We start from the raw sequence: 18,682 nt of genomic DNA on the forward strand, positions 1-18,682 counted from the left end.
AGAACCACGCCCGCCTGAGTGCGTTATGGGGCCAGGGCACTCAAGATGGCATGTGCCACTTTCACCCGTTCGGCGTTCGGGTAGTTCCTGTTCGCCAGGATCACCACGCCTTTGTCCTGGCTCGGTACGTACGCCACGTACGCGCCAAACCCGCTGGTGGAGCCGGTTTTGTTGTACAGCACATTGGCCGGTTGCGCCTGGGGCTGGGTGAACCAGCTGGCTGCATGGGGTTGCAGGGCCATGGGCGTGGAGTTGCCGTCGATCAACGCTTGCAGCGAAATGGGGTAGGGGTAGTACTCCCAGCCCAGGGCCTGGGTCATGCCGTCCACGCGGTAATAACCGCTATGGGTGGTGGCGATGGCCTGTTGCAGCGGCTGTTCCAGGGTTTGCGGGTGCATGTTCGCCTGGACGTAGCGTGCGAGGTCGTGGGCGCTGGTCTTGATGCCATAGGCTTCGCTGTCCAGCGCGCCGGGGCTGACGCGCACGGGCTTGTCCTGTTTGTCATAGCCTTGGGCGTAAAGGGCCATTTGCGCCTTTGGCACGTTCACATAGGTGTGTTTCAGGCCCAGTTTGGGCAGCAGTGTTTGCTCCATGGCGACGTTGTACGGCTGCTCTAGGCTTTGCGCGGCCAGATACCCGAACAGGCCGATGCTGGGGTTGGAATACAGCCGCTGTGCGCCGGGCGCATAGGTGGGTTTCCAGTGCTGGAAGTAGTTGAGCATGCCGCCTGCAGTGTCAGCGGCTTGGGGGAACTGCAACGGCAAACCGCCGGCGGTGTAGGTGGCCAGTTGCAACAGGCTGATCTGCTCGAAAGCGCTGCCCTTTAGGGCCGGCAGGTGCTGGCTGGCCTTGTCCGATAGCGTGAGTTTGCCGGTGGCTTGGGCGTAGCCGCCCAGGGTGGCGGCGAAGGTTTTACTGACCGAACCCACTTCAAATAGCGTGTTTTCGCTGACCGGCTGTTGGGTTTCTCGGGAGGCAAGGCCGTAATTAAAGTATTGCACCTGGCCTTGGTGAATCACCGCGACCGAAAGGCCGGTGATGCCTTGCTGGCGCATCAGCGGCTCGATGCTGGCGTTGACCACGGGGCGCAGGTCGGTACTGGCGATGCAACTGCCCGCGCCGAGCAGCAGTGCAGAAAGAACGAGGGTGTGTGCGTAGTGACGCATGGTGGTTGGCTTCCCTATAAGTGTCGCGATAACAATAAAGGCCTGCGCAGGCGCCGCAAATCTAGGTGGATTTCATTCGGTCGACAAACGATCATATCTCGCACCTGCCATTAGAAAAATTGGGGCTCAAACCCATGTTGCGTTCCCATCTGCCCCTCAATGCCTTGCGTGCCTTCGAAGCCTCGGCCCGGCACTTGAGCTTCACCCGCGCCGCCATTGAGCTGTGCGTGACCCAGGCGGCGGTCAGCCATCAGGTAAAAAGCCTGGAGGCGCAACTCAATGTGACTTTGTTCAAACGCTTGCCGCGCGGGCTGATGCTCACCCGCGAAGGCGAAACCCTGCTGCCGGTGCTGCGTGAATCCTTCGATCGCATTGCCCAGACTTTGGGCCAGTTCGAAGGCGGGCATTACCGCGAAGTGCTGACTGTGGGCGCGGTGGGCACCTTCGCGGTAGGCTGGCTGTTGCCGCGCCTGGCCGACTTCCAGGCCCGCTACCCGCTTATCGACCTGCGCTTGTCCACCCATAACAACCGTGTCGACGTGGCCGCCGAAGGCTTGGACTACGCAGTACGTTTCGGTGCCGGCGCCTGGCATGGCACCGATGCCTGCCATCTGCTGGAAGCGCCGCTGACGGTGCTGTGCATCCCCGCGATCGCCGAGCAACTGCATACGCCACACGACCTGTTGAAACACACGCTGCTGCGCTCCTATCGCGCCGATGAGTGGAGCCTGTGGTTTCACGCTGCGGGTTTGCCCGTCGACACCCTGGTGCCGCGCAGCATCGTGTTCGACTCCTCCCTGGCGATGATGGATGCGGCGCTGCAAGGCATCGGCGTTGCGTTGGCACCGGCGCTGATGTTCACGCGGCAACTGGAGAACGATCTGATCCGCCAGCCTTTCGATGTCGGCATCAACACCGGCAGTTACTGGCTGACGCGCCTGCAATCGCGGGCCGAAACCTCGGCAATGTTGGCGTTCAAGGAGTGGTTGCAAGTGCAATCCGGCGACGTCTGAGCTGTCCTAGTGCCATTATCTTGAAACAAAATGAAACATTCTCCCGGGCGCTGCGATCTACTGTGGCCCCACCTGAGGCTGTTCATGAAAATTCCACGCCCCTCCGCTCGCATGCCGCACCTGACTCAACTGCGCAATCTGAAGATGGCGCGCTCGGCTCACGCCTATGTGCGCGGCAGCACCGTACAGTTTTACGAGTGGCTGCACAGCCTGCCGGGGCGCCGCTTGCCCCATGGACCGGCGATCTGGATCTGCGGCGACTGCCACGCCGGCAACCTGGGCCCGACCGGCGACAACAACGGCCGTATCGACATGCATATCCGCGACCTCGACCAAACGGTGATCGGCAACCCGGCCCATGATCTGGTGCGCCTGGCCCTGTCCCTGGCCACCGCCGCGCGGGGTTCGGACCTGCCAGGTGTGACCACTGCGCGCATGCTCGAAGAAATGATGCTGGGTTACGAGCAAGCCTTCAAAGACAAGCCGGATGAAGCCCCGCCGCGCCCCTCCCAGGTCAAGGCCGGCATGCGCAGCGCAGTGGCACGCACCTGGAAGAATCTGGCGCGGGAACGGATCGAAAGCGTGCGGCCGACGATCCCCTTGGGCAAACACTTCTGGTCGCTGTCGCGCGCGGAAAAAAGCGCGTTGGAGCACGTCTGCGCCTCGGATGACATTCACCAGTTGGTCACCTCGCTTAAAGGTCGGCCAAAGGATGCCAAGGTTGAACTGCTGGACTCTGCATATTGGGTAAAAGGCTGCAGTTCCCTTGGCCTGATGCGCTATGCGGTATTGCTCGGCGTGGGTGACAAAGATGATCAGGAATACTGCCTGATCGATATCAAGGAAGCCGTTGGCGCAGCCGCACCCCGAGCGCCGCGGGCGAAGATGCCTCGGGACAATGGTCGTCGCGTGGTCGAAGGCGCACGCCATCTATCGCCAGGATTGGGCGAGCGCATGGTGGCGACGCGTTTTCTGGATCACGGCTTTTTTATCCGCGAACTGCTGCCCCAGGACATGAAGTTGGAGCTGGATGAACTGAGCGAAACCGATGCCATGCACGCTGCCGGTTATCTGGCCCGCGTAGTCGGCATCGCCCACGCCCGCCAGATGGATCGCGCCACCCGCAAAGCATGGATGGCAGTGCTCCAGGAAAACCGCACCCGACAACTGGATGCGCCGTCATGGCTATGGACGAGCGTGGTGCAACTGGTGGGCAGCCATGAACAAGGCTACCTCAACCATTGCCGGCGATATGCTCTGGAACACTGATCCTCAGCGTGCCGTGATGAGCAGGGCAAGCCTGCTCATCACAAGCGTTGCATGTGCTAGCTTTCGGCAGGCAGCCCCCGCTGACAGTCGATCTCACGCCAGGTATTTGCGAAACCACCCCAAGGTGCGCTCCCACGCCAGGTTCGCCGCCGCTTCGTCATAGCGCGGTGTCGAATCGTTGTGAAACCCATGGTTGGCGCCCTGGTAGATATACGCCTCATAGGTCGTCCCGGCCGCTTTCAACGCTTGCTCATAGGCCGGCCAGCCTTCGTTGATTCGCGTGTCCAGCTCGCCGAAGTGCAGCATGATCGGCGCCTTGATACGCGCGACGTCCTTGGCGCCCGGTTGGCGCCCGTAGAACGACACCGCCGCGCCCAGGTCGGGGTAGGCCACCGCCGCCGCATTGGTCACGCCGCCGCCGTAGCAGAAACCGGTGATGCCGACTTTGCCGGTGCTGCTGTCGTGTTTCATCAGCCAGTCGATGGCGGCGAAGAAGTCGTTCATCAGTCGGGTCGGGTCGATTTTCTCTTGCAGCGCTTTGCCTTTTTCGTCATTGCCGGGGTAGCCGCCGACCGATGTGAGACCGTCCGGCGCCAGGGCGATGAAACCGGCCTTGGCCAGGCGTCGCGCGACGTCTTCGATATAAGGGTTCAAGCCGCGGTTTTCATGCACCACCACCACCGCCGGCAGTTTGCCGCTGGCATTGGCCGGGCGCACCAGATAGCCGCGTACCGTGCCGTGGCCTTGGGGCGAGGAGTAGGTGATGTAGTCGGCGACGATGGCCGGGTCAGTGAATTTCACCTGTTCGGCCAGGGCATAGTTAGGACTCAGCGCCGCCAGCAGCGCCGATGCGGTCAGCCCGCCCAAGGTGAACAGCGCGGCGCGGTCGAGAAATTCGCGGCGGTTGATCGTGCCGTGGGCATAGCCGTCATAGAGTTCCAGCAGTTCGGGAGCGAAGTCTTTGGCGGTCAGACGTTCCATTAGTGCAGTCCTCAATAAGCGATGGCAGTGAGGGTAGCCCAGGTTCAGTCGTTGCGACCGTGGGCAGCGGCAGCCAATTGGCCGGTATCGACGCGCACGAACACCGAATCACCGATGGCCGTGAGCACATCGCCGGAGTACACCTCGCAGATTACCTGGGTTTTGCGCCCGACTTCGCCCTCGACCCGCGCACGCAACGTCAGCGGCACGCCCATGGGGGTGGGCTTGATGAATTTGATACCCAGGTTGCCGGTGACGCAGTCGATACGCGGCAGGCTGCCGGGTTCGCGCTGTTCGGCCTGATAGTGATAGGCCATGGCGGTCCAGTTGGAGTGGCAGTCCACCAGCATGGCGATCAGGCCGCCATAGACCAGGTCCGGCCAGCCGCAATAGCGAGCGTCGGGCTGATACTCGGCGATCACATGGATGCGGTCTTCGTCCCAGCGACTCTTGATATGCAAACCATGGGGGTTGCTGCTGCCGCAGCCGTAGCAGACGCCTTCCGGCGCGGTAGTGTCCTGCAGTGAAGGGGCGTGCATGTCGCATCCTTTTATTTTGTGGTGATAGCTCTGTTTAGCAGGACAAACGACGAATGGGAATAAAACGCTGAGCTAATGGTGCCGCTGCGCGACGACGGATCACCGCGCAAAGCGCCTGGCGCCCGCCACACATGCGATCACCATGAGCGTCACCAGCAGCATGCCCAGGCTGACCTGTTCATGCAGCAACCCAGCCGCCAGCGCCAGGCCGAAGAACGGTTGCAGCAACTGCAACTGGCCGACAGCCGCAATACCGCCCTGGGCGAGGCCGCGATACCAGAATACGAAGCCGATCAGCATGCTGAACAACGCCACGTAGCCCAGGCTCAGCCACGCCGACAGGCTGATCCCGGAGACGCTCGACGGCGCCAGTAAAAGGCTCAGCGGCGCCACCACTGGCAGTGCCACCACCAGTGCCCAACAGATCACCTGCCAACCGCCGAGGCTGCGCGACAACGTGGCGCCCTCGGCATACCCCAGGCCGCACACCAGCACCGCCAGCAGCATCAGCAAATCGCCAGCCGGAGCGGCGGTCAGGCCCTGCGACAAGGCGTAACCCACCACCAATGCGCTGCCCAGCAGCGAAAACAACCAGAACACCGGGCGCGGCCGCTCCCCACCGCGCCACACCGCAAACACCGCAGTGGCCAGCGGCAACAAGCCGATAAACACGATGGAGTGGGCGGAGGTCACGTATTGCAACGCCATGGCGGTGAGCAGGGGGAAACCGATCACCACGCCCAGCGAGACGATCGCCAGAGGCAGCCACTGCTGGCGGGTGGGCCGTTTCTCCTTGAATACCCGTAGCAGCAACACCGCCAGCAGCGCGGCGAGGGTGGCGCGGATCATGGTCAGGAACACTGGATCGAATTCCATCACCGCCAGGCGCGTGGCCGGCAGTGAACCACTGAAGATCACCACGCCGATAAAACCGTTGATCCAGCCCTGGGTGCGGGTGTCCGGGGTGTCGAGGGAACGTTCCATAAGGTCTGCCTGAAAAAGAGAAGTTGCGTGGGCGTCATCCTAGGAGCGAGGATTGGGACAATCAAAAAATTGTCATGGATACAGGCGCCATGCCGCGAGCCCGTTACAAACTGCTGGTCGACCGCTTCGCCCACGCCATCCGCTCAGGTGCGTTGGCGCCCGGAACTCGGCTGCCTACGCACCGTCAGTTGGCCGCCGAACATGGCTTGGCGCTGGCAACGGCGAGCCGCGTGTACACTGAGTTGGAGGCCATGGGCCTGGTCAGTGGCGAAACGGGACGGGGCACTTTTGTCCGTGAAATCGCCTTGCCGCCGGGGCAGGGCAGTGGGCAGATGAACGTGGCGGCGGGCCTGCTCGATCTGAATTTCAACTATCCGTCCTTGCCCGGCCAGGCCGACCTGCTGCGCACGGCTCTGCGCCAGTTGGCGCTGTCCGGCGACCTGGAAGCCTTACTGCGTTACCAGCCCCATGCCGGCCGTATACACGAGCGCGCCGCCGTCGCTCGGCACTTGCTTAGTCGCGGCTTAGCGGTGGCGGCCGAACAGGTGCTGGTGGTCAGCGGTGCGCAACATGGCCTGGCGGTGACCATGATGGCGCTGCTCAAACCGGGCGATGTGATTGCCGTCGATGCGTTGACTTACTCGGGGTTCAAGGTGCTGGCCGAAACCCTGCATCTGGAAATCCTTGCCCTGCCGGTCACTGCCTACGGTCCGGACCTGGCCGCTCTGCAGCAGTTGTGCCGCCGCCGCCCGGTGCGCGCGGTGTACAGCATGCCGACCCTACATAACCCACTCGGTTGGGTGATGGACCTGACGCAGCGCGAGCGGTTGGTGGACATCGCCCGCCAGCACAATCTGATGATCATCGAGGATGCGGCCTACGCGTTTCTCGCCGAAGACGCACCGCCGCCGGTTGCCAGCCTGGCGCCGGAGCGCACTGTCTATGTCGGCGGGTTATCCAAGAGTGTCGCCACCGGTTTACGCGTGGGGTTTGTCGCGGCACCGCCGGCGTGGGTCGGCGCGCTGGAGCGCAGGGTGATGGCCACCACCTGGAATGTGCCCGGCATCATGAGCGCCATCGCCGTGGGCTGGCTGGAAGACGGCACTGTGGCTCAGTTGGAAGCGCAAAAGCGCGAGGACGCCAAGGCGCGGCAGGCGTTGGCGGCACAGGTGCTCAAGGGGTTGGATTACACCTGTCATCCGTCTTCGTATTTTTTGTGGTTACCGCTGGCCGAAGACGCTCGCGCCGATCAAGTGGCAATGGCCTTGCAGCGCCAGGGCGTGTCGGTGTCCACCGCCGAGCCGTTCGCGGTCTCGACCCATGTGCCCCATGCGCTGCGCCTGGCCCTGGGGTCGGTGGACATGCCGGCGCTGCGCGAGGCGTTGCTCAAGGTGCGCAACATCGTGGCGTGGTGAGCCGCGCTGGGCTCACCGGGTGTGTCAGAACTTGAACGCTTGCCGACCGATCAGCAGCCAGTGGCCTTTTTGCTTCTGCCAAACCTGGAAGTTCTCGATATCGGTCGGCACCTCGACGCCACTGTTCACCGCTTGGGCGTGAAAGTGGTTGCGTACCAATGCCGTATCGCCGTTCAAGGTGATGGTCTGCTTCTGCATTTCCAGGGTCTTGAAGCCGCTGCGGCCGGTTTCGATGTCGGCGATAAATTCCTGTTTGTTCTGGATCTTGCCGCTGGAGTGGCCGTAGGTCAGCTTCTCGGCGGTGAGGGCCTGCAATTGCTTGATGTCTTTATGCAGCATGGCTTGGGTCAGGTGGTCGACGGCTTGGGCTACATCCTGGTCGTCGGCGGCAGGGCCGGCGGCGACGTAGCCGCTGAACAGACATAGAAAGCCGATCAGCACTTTGATGTTTTGCATGGAGAGGTCCTTATTGTTATGGAGGCGAGACGACGATTAAGTCGTCGTACAACCATGCAATAAATCAGCTTGGGATGGAAAGTAAAATTTGGATTATCTAGAAAAATAGAGAGATGTATGAGGGGATTTATTTATGTGACGTCCTAACAGTGGGTGTCGAAAGGTTTTCAGGGCTTGGTGCTTTCCTGTGCGGACCGCGCACCGTTATGCTAGCGCCTTAATATCACTCAGCCGAGATTCAAAATGGACATTGACTGGCATCGTGACGTTCTCACCCGCGCCACCCCCATCACCGCGCAATACAAAAGCACCCAGAACGTTCGGCGTTTTATGCGTGATCAGTGTGGGGCGACGTTTAAGTTCGACCGGGCCTTTATGGCGTGGCTTCGTAGCGGCGAACCCAGCACTTTGGGCGACGTAGCCGATCAGTGGTGTCGTTTGCACGGTGTGAACAGGTCGGCGCTTGAGAACCGATGATCGCCCAGGCAATCGTGGTTCTGCTGGACTTTGGAGCGTACCTGGCGCCAGGCCTTTTGTTATTCGGCTTGTGGTTCGCGCTCACCCCCAGAACGCTGGTGGCTATGCGCATTCTGATTCTGCTGGCGGCATTTGTGCTGATGCGCGATGCAATGACGCCGCTGCGCATGTGGGCCCTTGGCAGCGAGATGCAGATCGCGTTCAGCGCGAACCCGGTCGTGCTCGCGACGTTAGGCGGGCTGTCGTTGCTGCTGATCGCAGGCCTTGCGCGCGTGGCCCCGCAGTTGTGGGCACTGGTGGTGTGGTACCGAGGAACCCGCTTAACGGGGTTGTTGATGGGGTTGGCGGTGGGATGTCTGATCGGCGTGCCATTGCGTGCCTACCAAGGGATCGACGCCCAACAGATCCCAGGCTATTGGCTGTGGTTGCCGGGCATGATCGTGTTGGCTTACGGCGCCAACGCGTTGGAGGAAGTGCTGTTTCGCGGTTTTTTACAGGGCCACCTGGAGCAGCAGGTCGCGCCGATTCGTGCGGCCTTGATCAGCGGCGTGGCCTTCGCCGCGTGCCATAGTTTCCTGGCCCTTAGCGTGACCCAACTGGGATGGCCTGTGCTGCTGTTTACCCTTGTGGAAGGGTTGGCCTGTGCCCTGGTGCGCATGCGTTATGGGGTAGTGCCTGCAACCGCCTGCCATGGCACGGCAATCCTGCTGATTGCCGTGCCCTACGTGGCCTGACGTGAAATGCGTTCGAGGCATCGAACCCGTTAGTGTGTGTTCAGTGGTGGGGTGCGCGGCGGGATCAGGCGTTTGCTGCCGGTTGCTTCATAGGCCGAGGCGAGGCGCAGTAACGCCGAGTCATCGTACGCCCGCCCGGCAAATGTCAGCCCCACCGGCATGCCGATATCCGCCATCACGCCCATCGGCACGGTGACGGTGGGCACGCCCAGGTGGCGGATGGCGAGGTTGCCGTTGGCCACCCAGATGCCGTTGCTCCAGGCGATGTCGGCGCTGGTTTCGTTGACATCCGCGTCCGCCGGGCCAACGTCGGCCACGGTGGGGAACAGCACCGCGTCGAGGCCGAGGTTGTCCATCCAGTCTTCCAAGTCGATGCGCCGGGTTTGTTCCAGGCCGCGCAGGCCGTCGGGCACGCTGGCGATTTCATTCCATGGCGTGATGCCGCGCTGGGCCATGCGTACGTACTCGTCCATGCCGGCGGCGAGGTCGTCTTCGCGGTTGGGCAAGGTGCCGGGGTCATGGGGGAAGATCTGCGGGCCATCAACGTCCGCCAGGCGGTTGAGTGCCGGGTCGTTATTGGCCCGCAGGAAATCGTCAAAGGCCCAGGCGGAAAGCTCCCACAGTTCATCGTGCAGGAACTGCTTGGACACCAGGCCACGGGTAAACACTGTGGGTGCGCCCGGGCGGTCGCCTTCGCAGTTGGAGACCAGCGGGAAATCCACCTCGATCACTTCCGCGCCGGCTGCTTCCAAGGCTTGGCGCGCGGCCTGCCATAGATCGATCACGCTGGCACGGGTGTGGATCTTCTGCCCGGTCGGGCCACCGATGCCGGGTTTTTCGCTGGTGCCGGCGTCCGGGTCGGCATTGATGTACATGCGCGGCACGCCAAAGCGCTTGCCGGCCAGGTCCGACGGGCTGGCGGCCAATTGTGCGTAGGACGCTGGGCGCACCGAGGCGACGCTGGGGATCGGCACCCAGGGTTGCAGGCGCCACAGGTCGCCACGGGTATCGGGGTCTTCGGCGACCACCACATCAAGCACTTCCAGCAGGTCAGCCATGGTGCGCGCAAACGGCACCACCACGTCCATGGTTGGGGTCAACGGCCAGTTGCCGCGCACCGAAATCACCCCACGGGAAGGCGTGTATGCGCACAGGCCATTGTTGGAGGCCGGGCCGCGGCCGCTCGACCAGGTTTCTTCAGCCAGGCCGAACGCGGCGAAGCTGGCTGCTGTCGCGGTGCCGGCGCCATTGGACGAACCGGAGGCGAACGGCGCGGTGAGGTAATCGGCGTTGTAGGGGCTTTCAGCGCGGCCGTACACACCGCGCTGCATGCCGCCATTGGCCATCGGCGGCATATTGGTCTTGCCCAGGCAGATGGCCCCCCCGGCGCGCAGGCGTTCGATGGTGAACGCGTCGCGATAGGCCACTAACTTGGCGAACGCCGGGCTACCGGAGGCCGCTGTCAGGCCTTTGACCAGGTAACTGTCCTTGGCCGTGTAAGGAATGCCATCCAGCGGTCCGAGTGTTTCGCCCTTGGCCCGGCGCGCATCGGACGCCTGGGCCTCTTCCAGAGCCTGGGGATTGCGTACCACCACAGCGTTAAGTGCGGTAGCCGTTTGCGGGCCGTCATAGGCATCGATCCGCGCCAGGTAAGCCTTGACCAGTTCAACGGCAGTGGTCTGGCCGGATTCAAGCGCCGCGCGCAGTTGGGCAATGGAAACTTCGGTAACTTGCATCACGTTTTTTCGCCGCCTTCAGATGGGAGGTATGGCGGCAGTCTACGGACAGATATTTCACAAAACCAGCGCGGAATAGTGCGCATAGGCGCCGCGCATTACTTCCCAAGTGTGCGCATCGGCGGGGATCAGGTGTTCGATGCGTAAGGAGGTGAGGGTAATGTCCTGGGGCATGCCGAAGGTGGTGAAGGTCGATAGAAAGTTCAACCCGCCCCGACGCGAACGGATGCGCGTCAACACCAGCGGCGGCATAGACGCTGGCAATTCGGTGACGTCCGGCGCCGGCAAACCGTCCAGCAGCGCGGCCAACCCCGGGTTACCCAGTGCTTCACGACTGGCGCGTTGCCAAGCCACGTTGCGGATCTCTTCGGCATTAATCAAGTGGTCGCCCAGGCCGCCCGGTTGTAGCAGGGTGGCCAGCAGGTTCAGGCCGTCAGTGGCTGGGGGCGCGATCCCGACCAGTTCAAACAACACCCCGGTGCTTGCATTGGCGGCCAGTACCTCCCAATGACTGCCTAACAGGATCGCCGGCGCGGGGTTGTTGGCGTGCAGCACATGGCTGACGGCTTCGCGAATCGCCGCCATGCCGGGCGCGGCAAGCGGGGTGGCGTTGTAGCGAGGTGCGTAGCCGGCGGCCAGGAACACGCGGTTGCACTGCTCCAGCGGTACGTCCAGCGCGGTCAGCAGGTTATGCAAAGTGCCGGGGCTGGCTTTGGCGCGACCGGTTTCGACGCAACTGAGATGGCGCTGGGACACTCCGGTGATCAGCGCCAGTTCCAACTGGCTTAGCTTGGCGCGGCGGCGTAATTGGCGCAGCTGTGCGCCGGCAGTCAAAGGGGTGTCCATGGACAATTCATGACCTCCTTGGTCATTGCGAGGAGCGTCACCTTATCACTAGGGTAGCGCTCGATCACATCACGGAGCAGACCATGCACAAACCTTTCACTGCCCTCGCCGCGTTGCTGGGGTTTTCCCTGTATACACTTGTGATCCTGCTCACCGCCGAGCAATCGCTATGGGCTTTTGGCCGGGAACTGCTGTCGCGCCCGGACACGGCGCAGGTGGTTATTGACCTGTACTTGATGGCGGTGCTGGCGTGCGTGTGGATGTATCGCGATACGCGTCGGCGTGGGCGGCCGATGATGTCGGTGCTGCCGTACTGGCTGCTGACGGCGGTATTCGTATCGGTGGGGCCGTTGTTGTATCTCGTGGTGAAGGGTTTTACTCCGCCGGCGCGCAGATAGCTCCGGTCTGGCAGATGCTGCTTGCGGTAGCGAACAGGCTCAGCACAACAGTCGGCGCTTCAAGCGCCAGCCCCCGTCCCACTCACCAACTGAATCCGGTCACGCCCACCTCGCTTGGATTCATACAGCGTGGCATCCCCCTGTTCGATCAACGCCGCCAGGCTGGCCGGTGGTTGCTCGAAGAGCAGGGCACCGATGCTCAGCGTGACCGGTTGCGGCGTGGCGAAGTGTTGGCCGGCCAGTTGCTGGAATTGCCCGCGCAGGCGGTTGCCCAGGTCGACGACCCGCTCGGCGCTGGTGGCGTTGAGCAGGATGACGAATTCATCGCCGCCCAGGCGCGCGGCGAGGGCGCCGTCGGGGGTGACGCTGCGGATCATTTCGCTCAATGCTATCAACAGCCGGTCACCGGCGGTGTGGCCGTGCAAGTCGTTGACGCCTTTGAAATGATCGATGTCGATCAGCAGCAACGCCCCCGGTTGCGCCGCCGAGGCCTGGGCCAGCAGGCGTGGTGCGCGCAGGTCGAGGGCGCGGCGGTTGTAGAGGGCGGTGAGTGGGTCGCGGGCGGCGAGGCGGGCGATGTGCTGTTCGCGGCGGTAGCGTTCCGAGCCGGTCATGGACAACGCGATCAGCATGATCGCCATGGCGCCTTCCACCAGGGACACCTGGATGATTTCGCCCTTGAAGGCCGCCAGGTCGATCAATGTGCCGGGGATCACCACCGACACGGCCTTGGCCACGTAGAAGGCGCCGTGAATCAGCAACACATAGCGCAGTTGCACCGCACCGACGCTCAGGGATTTGCCATGGGGACGCAGCAGGAAACTGGCGCGCAAGGTCGGCAAGGCCACCAACAGCGACTGCACCGCCAACATGGCTTTGGACCACGGCAGGTCGGCCGGGAGCATCAGCATGCCAAGCCACACCACCAGCATCAGTGCCCAAAGCGGTGAAAGGCGCACCTGGGTGAACCGCGCCACCCCGAGCAAAAACAGAAAATGTGCGCTCACCAGCAAACCGTTGGCGAACCAGATGCCGATCACCAGGTAGCCGTTTATGCGCAGCAGCGCCAGGGTGGAGCCGACGGTGATGGTGGCGAAACCGGCGCTCCAATACAGCAAGGACGGTTCGCGCACACTGCGCCATTCAATCAACAGGTAAAGCGCAGCCGCGGCCGCCAGGGCTACGGTCAGGGCCAGAATCGTGGGAGGGTCGAGCGTCATAGCGTGCAGAACTGCCTGGTGTGCGTTTAAACGCGAATTGTAAGCGCACACACAGGTTTTTCAGAACACAAACCGTAATGGCATACCGCCATCCGATGGCCGGCGGTCACACCCCTTTGGTCGACGGCAGCAACACCGTGAGTATCCCCACCAGCGGCAGGAACGAGCACAGCTTGTAGACATATTCGATGCCGTGGTTGTCCGCCAGCAGGCCGAGCAAGGCTGCGCCGATCCCACTGAAGCCGAACATCAGGCCAAAGAAGATACCGGCGATCATGCCCACATTGCCCGGCACCAGTTCCTGGGCGAACACCACGATGGCCGAGAACGCCGAGGCCAGGATAAAGCCGATCACCACGCTGAGCACGGCGGTCCAGAACAGGTCGACGTAGGGCAGGGCCAAGGTGAACGGCGCGGCGCCGAGGATCGAGAACCAGATGACCTTCTTACGCCCGATGCGGTCGCCGATCGGCCCGCCGAAGAACGTGCCCGCCGCCACCGCGCCGAGGAACAGGAACAGGTACAACTGGGAGTTGGCCACCGACAGCTGGAATTTTTCGATCAGGTAGAAGGTGAAGTAGCTGGTCAGGCTGGACATGTAGAAGTACTTGGAAAACACCAGTACCGCCAACACCACCAAAGCGAAGGTCACGCGGCCTTTGGACAGACCATGGGTGGCCTGGCTGCCTTGCTTGAGCTTGAACAAGTTGAGGTGGTTGCGGTACCAGCGGCTCAAGCCATACAGCACACCGATGGCGAATACGGCAAACAGGCCGAACCAGGCGATATGGTCCTGGCCGTACGGGATGATGATCGCCGCCGCCAGCAGTGGGCCGAATGCGCTGCCGGTGTTGCCGCCGACCTGGAAGGTCGATTGCGCCAGGCCGTAGCGCCCGCCCGAGGCCAGGCGCGCAACGCGTGAGGTTTCCGGGTGAAAGGTCGACGAGCCCACACCCACCAGGCCCGCGGCCAACAAGATCGCCGGAAAGCTGCCGACAAACGCCAGCAGCAGGATGCCGACCAAGGTGCATACCATGCCGGCCGGCAGCAGCCACGGCTTGGGGTGCCGGTCGGTGTGATAGCCGATCCACGGCTGCAACAGCGACGCGGTGAGTTGGAAGGTGAGGGTGATCATGCCCACCTGAGTAAAGCTCAGCCCATAGTTGGCCTTGAGCATCGGGTAGATCGACGGCAGCACGGCCTGGATCAGGTCATTGATCAAGTGCGCCAGGGCGCACGCGCCAATAACGCGCAACACCAGTGGGCTGGCTTGGGGTGGGCTTGAGGCGGCGGCAGGTGAGGCGGTCAGGGTCGACATGCAGGCATTCCATACAAGGCAGCAAACAGTGAAAGCGGGCAGCGGTGCTATGAACCGCTGCTCCATATCTAGACGCGGTGTTTATGCTAGATTCGGCGCAAATGCCTGTCTCGCGAAATTGGGGCAGCAATCATCGCAAAAAGGGCGAAATGATCAAATCACTGGATACATTCTTGCGGGAGATCGATGAAGGCGACTGGGCCGTCATCAGTTCGGCCACCGACTACCCGGAAAACTGGGTGATCCCCGACCACAGTCATGAGAAGCACCAACTGCTGTACGCCACCGAGGGCGTGATGGTCGTGCGTTCGGCGCACAACCAGTGGACGGTACCGCCCCATCGCGGTTTCTGGATGCCCAGCGGCCACGTTCACTCCCTGCGCTGTGTGGGCGCGCTGAAAATGCGCAGCGTATTCGTGCGCCCCGGCAGCTTCCCGAATTTGCCGAGCGAGACCAAAGCGGTGAGCATCTCACCACTGCTGAGCGAGCTGATCAAGGCATCGGTCAGCCTTAAACCGCCGTACGCCGAGGATTCGCGGGATGCGCGCATCATGCACCTGATTCTGGATGAACTGGCCCTGTTACCGGCCTTGCCGCTGTCGCTGCCGCAGCCGGCCGATTCGCGTATCCAGCAGATCTGCGCGGTCTGGCAACACGATCCGGGCGATGCATCCACCGTGGCCGACTGGAGCGCGCGCCTGGCGCTGGACCAGAAAACCATCCAGCGTCTGTTCCGCAAGGACACCGGCATGACCTTCGGCCAATGGCGCCAACAGGCGCGCCTGTTGTTGGCGTTGGAGCGCATCGCGCTGGGCGAGAAGATTATCGACGTGGCCCTGACGCTGGGCTACGAAAGCCCCAGCGCCTTCACCAGCATGTTCAAAAAGCAATTCGGCAAGACGCCGAGTCAGTTTTTCACCTAGCTCGGCGGGTCAGCCCAGCAAACCATGGAACGCAGTGATATCCAGCGGGCGGCTCAGGTAGTAGCCCTGGCCTTCGTCGCAGGCCACCGATTTAAGCATCGCCAAGTGCTCGGCGGTCTCGATGCCTTCGGCGGTCACCGTCAACGACAGCGCGCGACCCAGGCCGACGATGGCCTGAATAATGGCTTTATCGTCCTCGCTTTCTTCCAGACGATTGAGGAAGCTGCGGTCGATCTTCAGCCCGTCGAACGGGAACGCGCGCAGGTAGCTGAGGGACGAATAGCCGGTGCCGAAATCATCCATGGCGATGCGCACGCCGAGCTGCTTGAGGGCGTGCATCACCTCCAGCGCAACGGCGGCATCTTCGAGCATCACGCTCTCGGTAATTTCGAGCTCGACCCGCGCCGGGTCGATCCCCGACGCCTGCAACGCCAGGCTCACGCGTTCCACCAGGTTGCCGCGCCGGAACTCGGTGGGCGACAGGTTGACCGACACAAACAACAGGTCGGGCCAGCGCGCAGCATAGGCGCAGGCGGTTTCCAAGACCCAGTCGCTCAGCGCCAGGATCAGCCCGGACTCTTCGGCAATCGGAATAAACGTGTCCGGCGCGATCAGGCCGCGCACCGGGTGCTGCCAGCGCACCAGGGCTTCGGCCCCGACCATTTGCCCGTCGACGATGCGATAGCGCGGCTGGAAGTGCAAACGCAGTTCTGCATGCTTGATCGCGAACCGCAGATCGCTTTCCAGGCGGCGCCGCTCGATGATCCGCGTGTTCATTTCGCCGGAATAAAAGCGCCAAGTACTGCGCCCGGCGGACTTGGCTTCGTACAGCGCGATATCTGCATAGCGCAGCAGTTCGGTAACGTCTTTGGCGTCGTTGGGCGCCAGCGCGATGCCGATGCTGGCGCTGATAAACACTTCCTGCTCATCGATACGCACGGCTTGTTCGATGGAGGCAATCAGGCGCCGGCACAGGTTCTCGACTTCGTCCTGGTTGCCGGCATCGCTGAGGATCAGCACGAATTCGTCACCGCCGACCCTGGCCACCAAGTCGCCGTGGCGCACGCAATCGGCCAGGCGCCGGGATACTTCGTTGAGCACCCGGTCGCCGGCGGCATGCCCCAGCAGGTCGTTGACCGGTTTGAAGCGGTCCAGGTCGAGGCTGAGCATTACCAGCGGGTGGTCAGGCGACGGCAGGGTCTTGAGCTTGCCATTGAGGAAGGCTTGCAGCCGCGTGCGGTTGGCCAGCCCGGTGAGGGCGTCGTGTTGGGACAGGAACTCGATGCGCCGCCGGGCCTCGACCTCTTCGGTGACGTCGGTGGCGGTGCCACGGAAGCCGCCGCAAGGCATTTGTCGCGCGGCCAGGCGCGTCATGCGTTCCTGGCCCTGAGCGTCTAGGTAACGACACTGCACGCTGAGGTCTGGATGCCGGTCCGGGCTGCCCAGCCATTGCGAGAGCACGCCGGCCTCGGAGCCAAGCAGGTCGAGCATGGGCGCGCCGATCCAGGCGTGACGGTCCAGGCCGGTGACGCTCTGAAAACGTTCCGACAGGTAGGTGAACCGCCAGTGGCCATCGATCTCCCAGACCCAATCGGAACTGGCCTCCACCACATCGCGAAATCGCGCTTCGCTGGTGGCCAAGGCATTCTGGCTGTCTTGCAGCGAGGCGTGGCTGGCGTCCAGCGCCTGCGCCGCCGCCGTGGCCCGGCGGGAAATCACCCAGGCCATCAGACACACCAGCAGCGCCGCCAGGCCCAGCAGCGGCAGACCGACCGCCATCAGCCGCAGGCCGGGGCGCTCCGGCTCCCAATGCAGGCTGCCGGCGTCGCCGTTGTTACCCAGGGGCACCAGCAACACATTGCCGATGTCGTCAGGCGTGGCGATGTGCAGATTGTGAATGCCGAACTCATTGCCGATCAGGGCCAGTTTGTCGGCGGTGAGCAGGTCTACAAACACCAGCACAGAAGGCTTTCGGCCGTCTTTTTCCACGGTGGGGTCGGTGCCGGGGGTAATCGCCGCAGCGGCTATCAGTGTTGGGGTGCCACGCACATTTATAAACCGCGTCACCGGGATTTCTTCATCGGCGCCGGCGCGGGCCTGTTCCAGAATCTGGGCCATAGGCTGCTCCAGCCATTGGCTCAGTTCGAGGTGTTGCATCTGGCCCTCGACCACCGCATACACCGTGCGGTCTGCATCGTCGACCACAAACAGCCCCTGGAAGCCGAAGTCCTGATACAGCGTCGGCCCGACGTTTTCACGCACGAAGGCCCAATCGGTGTCTACCGTGACGTGCAGGTGCTTGTAGGCATCGCTCCAGAACGCATAGTCCTTGACGGTCAGGCGCAGGGACTTCTCCATCGATTGCACGGCTTTGCGCGTATAAAAAGCGCTTTCCGACTGTTCGGTGTGGTCCAGATCGTGGGCGATGTACACCAGCGAGTAAGCCGCCGCCGCGAATACACAGGCCAGCAAGGCCATGAAATTGAGCAGTGACGTGCGGGTCAGCGACAGGCTGGTGCGGGTGGACAGGGTACGGACGATAGGGGCTAGAGTATTCGGCATTATTTCCCGCAGAGCGTCGCTGCAAGTCATGGATATGACAGGCTATCGGCGCCCTCGGCGAAATATTTAGCCGCTCAGGCGCAGCTTCGACTAGCGCTCATGGGCCGTCAGGTTGGCGAAGAAGATGCAGCCGATCAGGCGGGCAAACAGGCTAAGGGTTTCGGCCAGGTTGGGGTCGTCGAACAGCATCGCCTTGGAGTCCAGCGCACACAGCGCACCGAACAGGCGGCCATCGGGTAGGAAGATGGGCGTGCCGGCGTAACTCTCGATGGCGTACTGCTTGACCACCGGGCGCGCGGCGAAGCGGCCGTTCTGGCTGACCTGGGGAATGAACAGGGTCTGCGGGTTGATGCAAAACTCGCTGCACAGGGTGGTTTCCAGATCGAGCACGTCGTCCGGGTGGATGCCCATGTCGAAAGGGTCATGCACCGAGCACACGACCCATTCCAGGTCGGTGAATTTGGCGATGCCGGCAAAGCGCATGCCGGTCAGGCGGGTGACGAGTTGCAGGATGCTGGTAGTGGCTTCGATTTCGGCGATGGCGGCGCGTTCTTCTGGGCTGAGCAATGACAGTGGTGCGGTGACGCTGGAAAGCATGCTGAACACTCCAAAGGCGCGGTGGCTGGGGCCACCGCGCGCGGACAG

General features: G+C 62.7%; 18 protein-coding genes. 7 read left to right on the plus strand and 11 right to left on the minus strand.

Features of this window, described 5'->3' with window-relative positions:
- Positions 1-23: 23 nt before the first annotated feature.
- The gene (gene ampC, locus ACFZPT_RS17560; protein WP_034098190.1) at positions 24-1,166 is read right to left on the minus strand and encodes a class C beta-lactamase; all 1,143 of its coding nucleotides are present in this window, start codon (positions 1,164-1,166) and stop codon (positions 24-26) included.
- Positions 1,167-1,300: 134 nt separating this feature from the next.
- On the opposite strand from ampC, the gene ACFZPT_RS17565 reads away from it, so the two are divergent.
- The gene (locus ACFZPT_RS17565) at positions 1,301-2,179 is read left to right on the plus strand and encodes a LysR family transcriptional regulator (RefSeq protein ID WP_034113891.1); all 879 of its coding nucleotides are present in this window, start codon (positions 1,301-1,303) and stop codon (positions 2,177-2,179) included.
- An 84-nt stretch (positions 2,180-2,263) separates the two neighbouring features.
- On the plus strand, positions 2,264-3,448 hold the full coding sequence (locus ACFZPT_RS17570) for a DUF2252 family protein (protein WP_034113890.1): 1,185 nt from the start codon (positions 2,264-2,266) through the stop codon (positions 3,446-3,448).
- A gap of 93 nt (positions 3,449-3,541) precedes the next feature.
- Here the strand turns inward: ACFZPT_RS17570 and yghX are convergent, their stop codons facing one another.
- From yghX to ACFZPT_RS17585, 3 genes are all read right to left on the minus strand, one after another.
- On the minus strand, positions 3,542-4,429 hold the full coding sequence (yghX, locus tag ACFZPT_RS17575; protein WP_379555682.1) for a YghX family hydrolase: 888 nt from the start codon (positions 4,427-4,429) through the stop codon (positions 3,542-3,544).
- Between the two features lie 44 nt (positions 4,430-4,473).
- Complete coding sequence (locus ACFZPT_RS17580; RefSeq protein WP_034113887.1) at positions 4,474-4,968, minus strand: PaaI family thioesterase; 495 nt, start codon at positions 4,966-4,968, stop codon at positions 4,474-4,476.
- A gap of 99 nt (positions 4,969-5,067) precedes the next feature.
- Entirely contained in the window at positions 5,068-5,952 is an 885-nt protein-coding gene (locus ACFZPT_RS17585) for a DMT family transporter (RefSeq protein WP_034113886.1), read from the minus strand.
- Positions 5,953-6,041: 89 nt separating this feature from the next.
- On the opposite strand from ACFZPT_RS17585, the gene ACFZPT_RS17590 reads away from it, so the two are divergent.
- A complete protein-coding gene (locus tag ACFZPT_RS17590) occupies positions 6,042-7,367 on the plus strand; it encodes a PLP-dependent aminotransferase family protein (RefSeq protein ID WP_034114316.1) in 1,326 nt (441 codons plus the stop codon).
- Positions 7,368-7,391: 24 nt separating this feature from the next.
- On the opposite strand, the gene ACFZPT_RS17595 is transcribed toward ACFZPT_RS17590, so the two are convergent.
- Complete coding sequence (locus ACFZPT_RS17595; protein ID WP_034113885.1) at positions 7,392-7,823, minus strand: nuclear transport factor 2 family protein; 432 nt, start codon at positions 7,821-7,823, stop codon at positions 7,392-7,394.
- A 243-nt stretch (positions 7,824-8,066) separates the two neighbouring features.
- On the opposite strand from ACFZPT_RS17595, the gene ACFZPT_RS17600 reads away from it, so the two are divergent.
- Together ACFZPT_RS17600 and ACFZPT_RS17605 are read left to right on the plus strand one after the other, a co-directional pair.
- Positions 8,067-8,300 (plus strand): DUF6434 domain-containing protein, encoded by a 234-nt coding sequence (locus tag ACFZPT_RS17600; protein WP_034113884.1) that lies wholly within the window; start codon positions 8,067-8,069, stop codon positions 8,298-8,300.
- A complete protein-coding gene (locus ACFZPT_RS17605; RefSeq protein WP_034113883.1) occupies positions 8,297-9,034 on the plus strand; it encodes a CPBP family intramembrane glutamic endopeptidase in 738 nt (245 codons plus the stop codon). The genes ACFZPT_RS17600 and ACFZPT_RS17605 overlap by 4 nt, the downstream gene beginning before the upstream one ends.
- A 29-nt stretch (positions 9,035-9,063) precedes the next feature.
- Here the strand turns inward: ACFZPT_RS17605 and ACFZPT_RS17610 are convergent, their stop codons facing one another.
- Together ACFZPT_RS17610 and ACFZPT_RS17615 are read right to left on the minus strand one after the other, a co-directional pair.
- Complete coding sequence (locus tag ACFZPT_RS17610) at positions 9,064-10,773, minus strand: amidase (protein WP_034113882.1); 1,710 nt, start codon at positions 10,771-10,773, stop codon at positions 9,064-9,066.
- Positions 10,774-10,827: 54 nt separating this feature from the next.
- Positions 10,828-11,616, minus strand: a complete 789-nt coding sequence (locus tag ACFZPT_RS17615; RefSeq protein ID WP_034113881.1) for a helix-turn-helix domain-containing protein — start codon at positions 11,614-11,616, stop codon at positions 10,828-10,830.
- Positions 11,617-11,699: 83 nt separating this feature from the next.
- Here ACFZPT_RS17615 and ACFZPT_RS17620 point away from each other — a divergent pair, with 83 nt between their 5' ends.
- Entirely contained in the window at positions 11,700-12,014 is a 315-nt protein-coding gene (locus ACFZPT_RS17620; protein ID WP_034113880.1) for a DUF2834 domain-containing protein, read from the plus strand.
- Positions 12,015-12,073: 59 nt separating this feature from the next.
- Here ACFZPT_RS17620 and ACFZPT_RS17625 read toward each other — a convergent pair whose 3' ends face one another.
- Complete coding sequence (locus ACFZPT_RS17625; RefSeq protein ID WP_034098163.1) at positions 12,074-13,234, minus strand: GGDEF domain-containing protein; 1,161 nt, start codon at positions 13,232-13,234, stop codon at positions 12,074-12,076.
- Between the two features lie 106 nt (positions 13,235-13,340).
- Positions 13,341-14,552, minus strand: a complete 1,212-nt coding sequence (locus tag ACFZPT_RS17630; protein ID WP_034098162.1) for an MFS transporter — start codon at positions 14,550-14,552, stop codon at positions 13,341-13,343.
- 101 nt (positions 14,553-14,653) lie between these two features.
- Here ACFZPT_RS17630 and ACFZPT_RS17635 point away from each other — a divergent pair, with 101 nt between their 5' ends.
- Entirely contained in the window at positions 14,654-15,475 is an 822-nt protein-coding gene (locus ACFZPT_RS17635) for a helix-turn-helix domain-containing protein (RefSeq protein ID WP_034113878.1), read from the plus strand.
- 9 nt (positions 15,476-15,484) lie between these two features.
- On the opposite strand, the gene ACFZPT_RS17640 is transcribed toward ACFZPT_RS17635, so the two are convergent.
- Positions 15,485-18,037, minus strand: a complete 2,553-nt coding sequence (locus tag ACFZPT_RS17640) for an EAL domain-containing protein (RefSeq protein WP_034113876.1) — start codon at positions 18,035-18,037, stop codon at positions 15,485-15,487.
- Positions 18,038-18,127: 90 nt separating this feature from the next.
- Positions 18,128-18,634, minus strand: coding sequence for a GAF domain-containing protein (locus tag ACFZPT_RS17645; RefSeq protein ID WP_034098156.1), 507 nt, complete (start codon positions 18,632-18,634; stop codon positions 18,128-18,130).
- Positions 18,635-18,682: the final 48 nt, after the last annotated feature.

The sequence above is a fragment of the Pseudomonas sp. MD330_10 genome, assembly GCF_042610415.1.
GTDB classification, from domain to species: domain Bacteria; phylum Pseudomonadota; class Gammaproteobacteria; order Pseudomonadales; family Pseudomonadaceae; genus Aquipseudomonas; species Aquipseudomonas rhodesiae.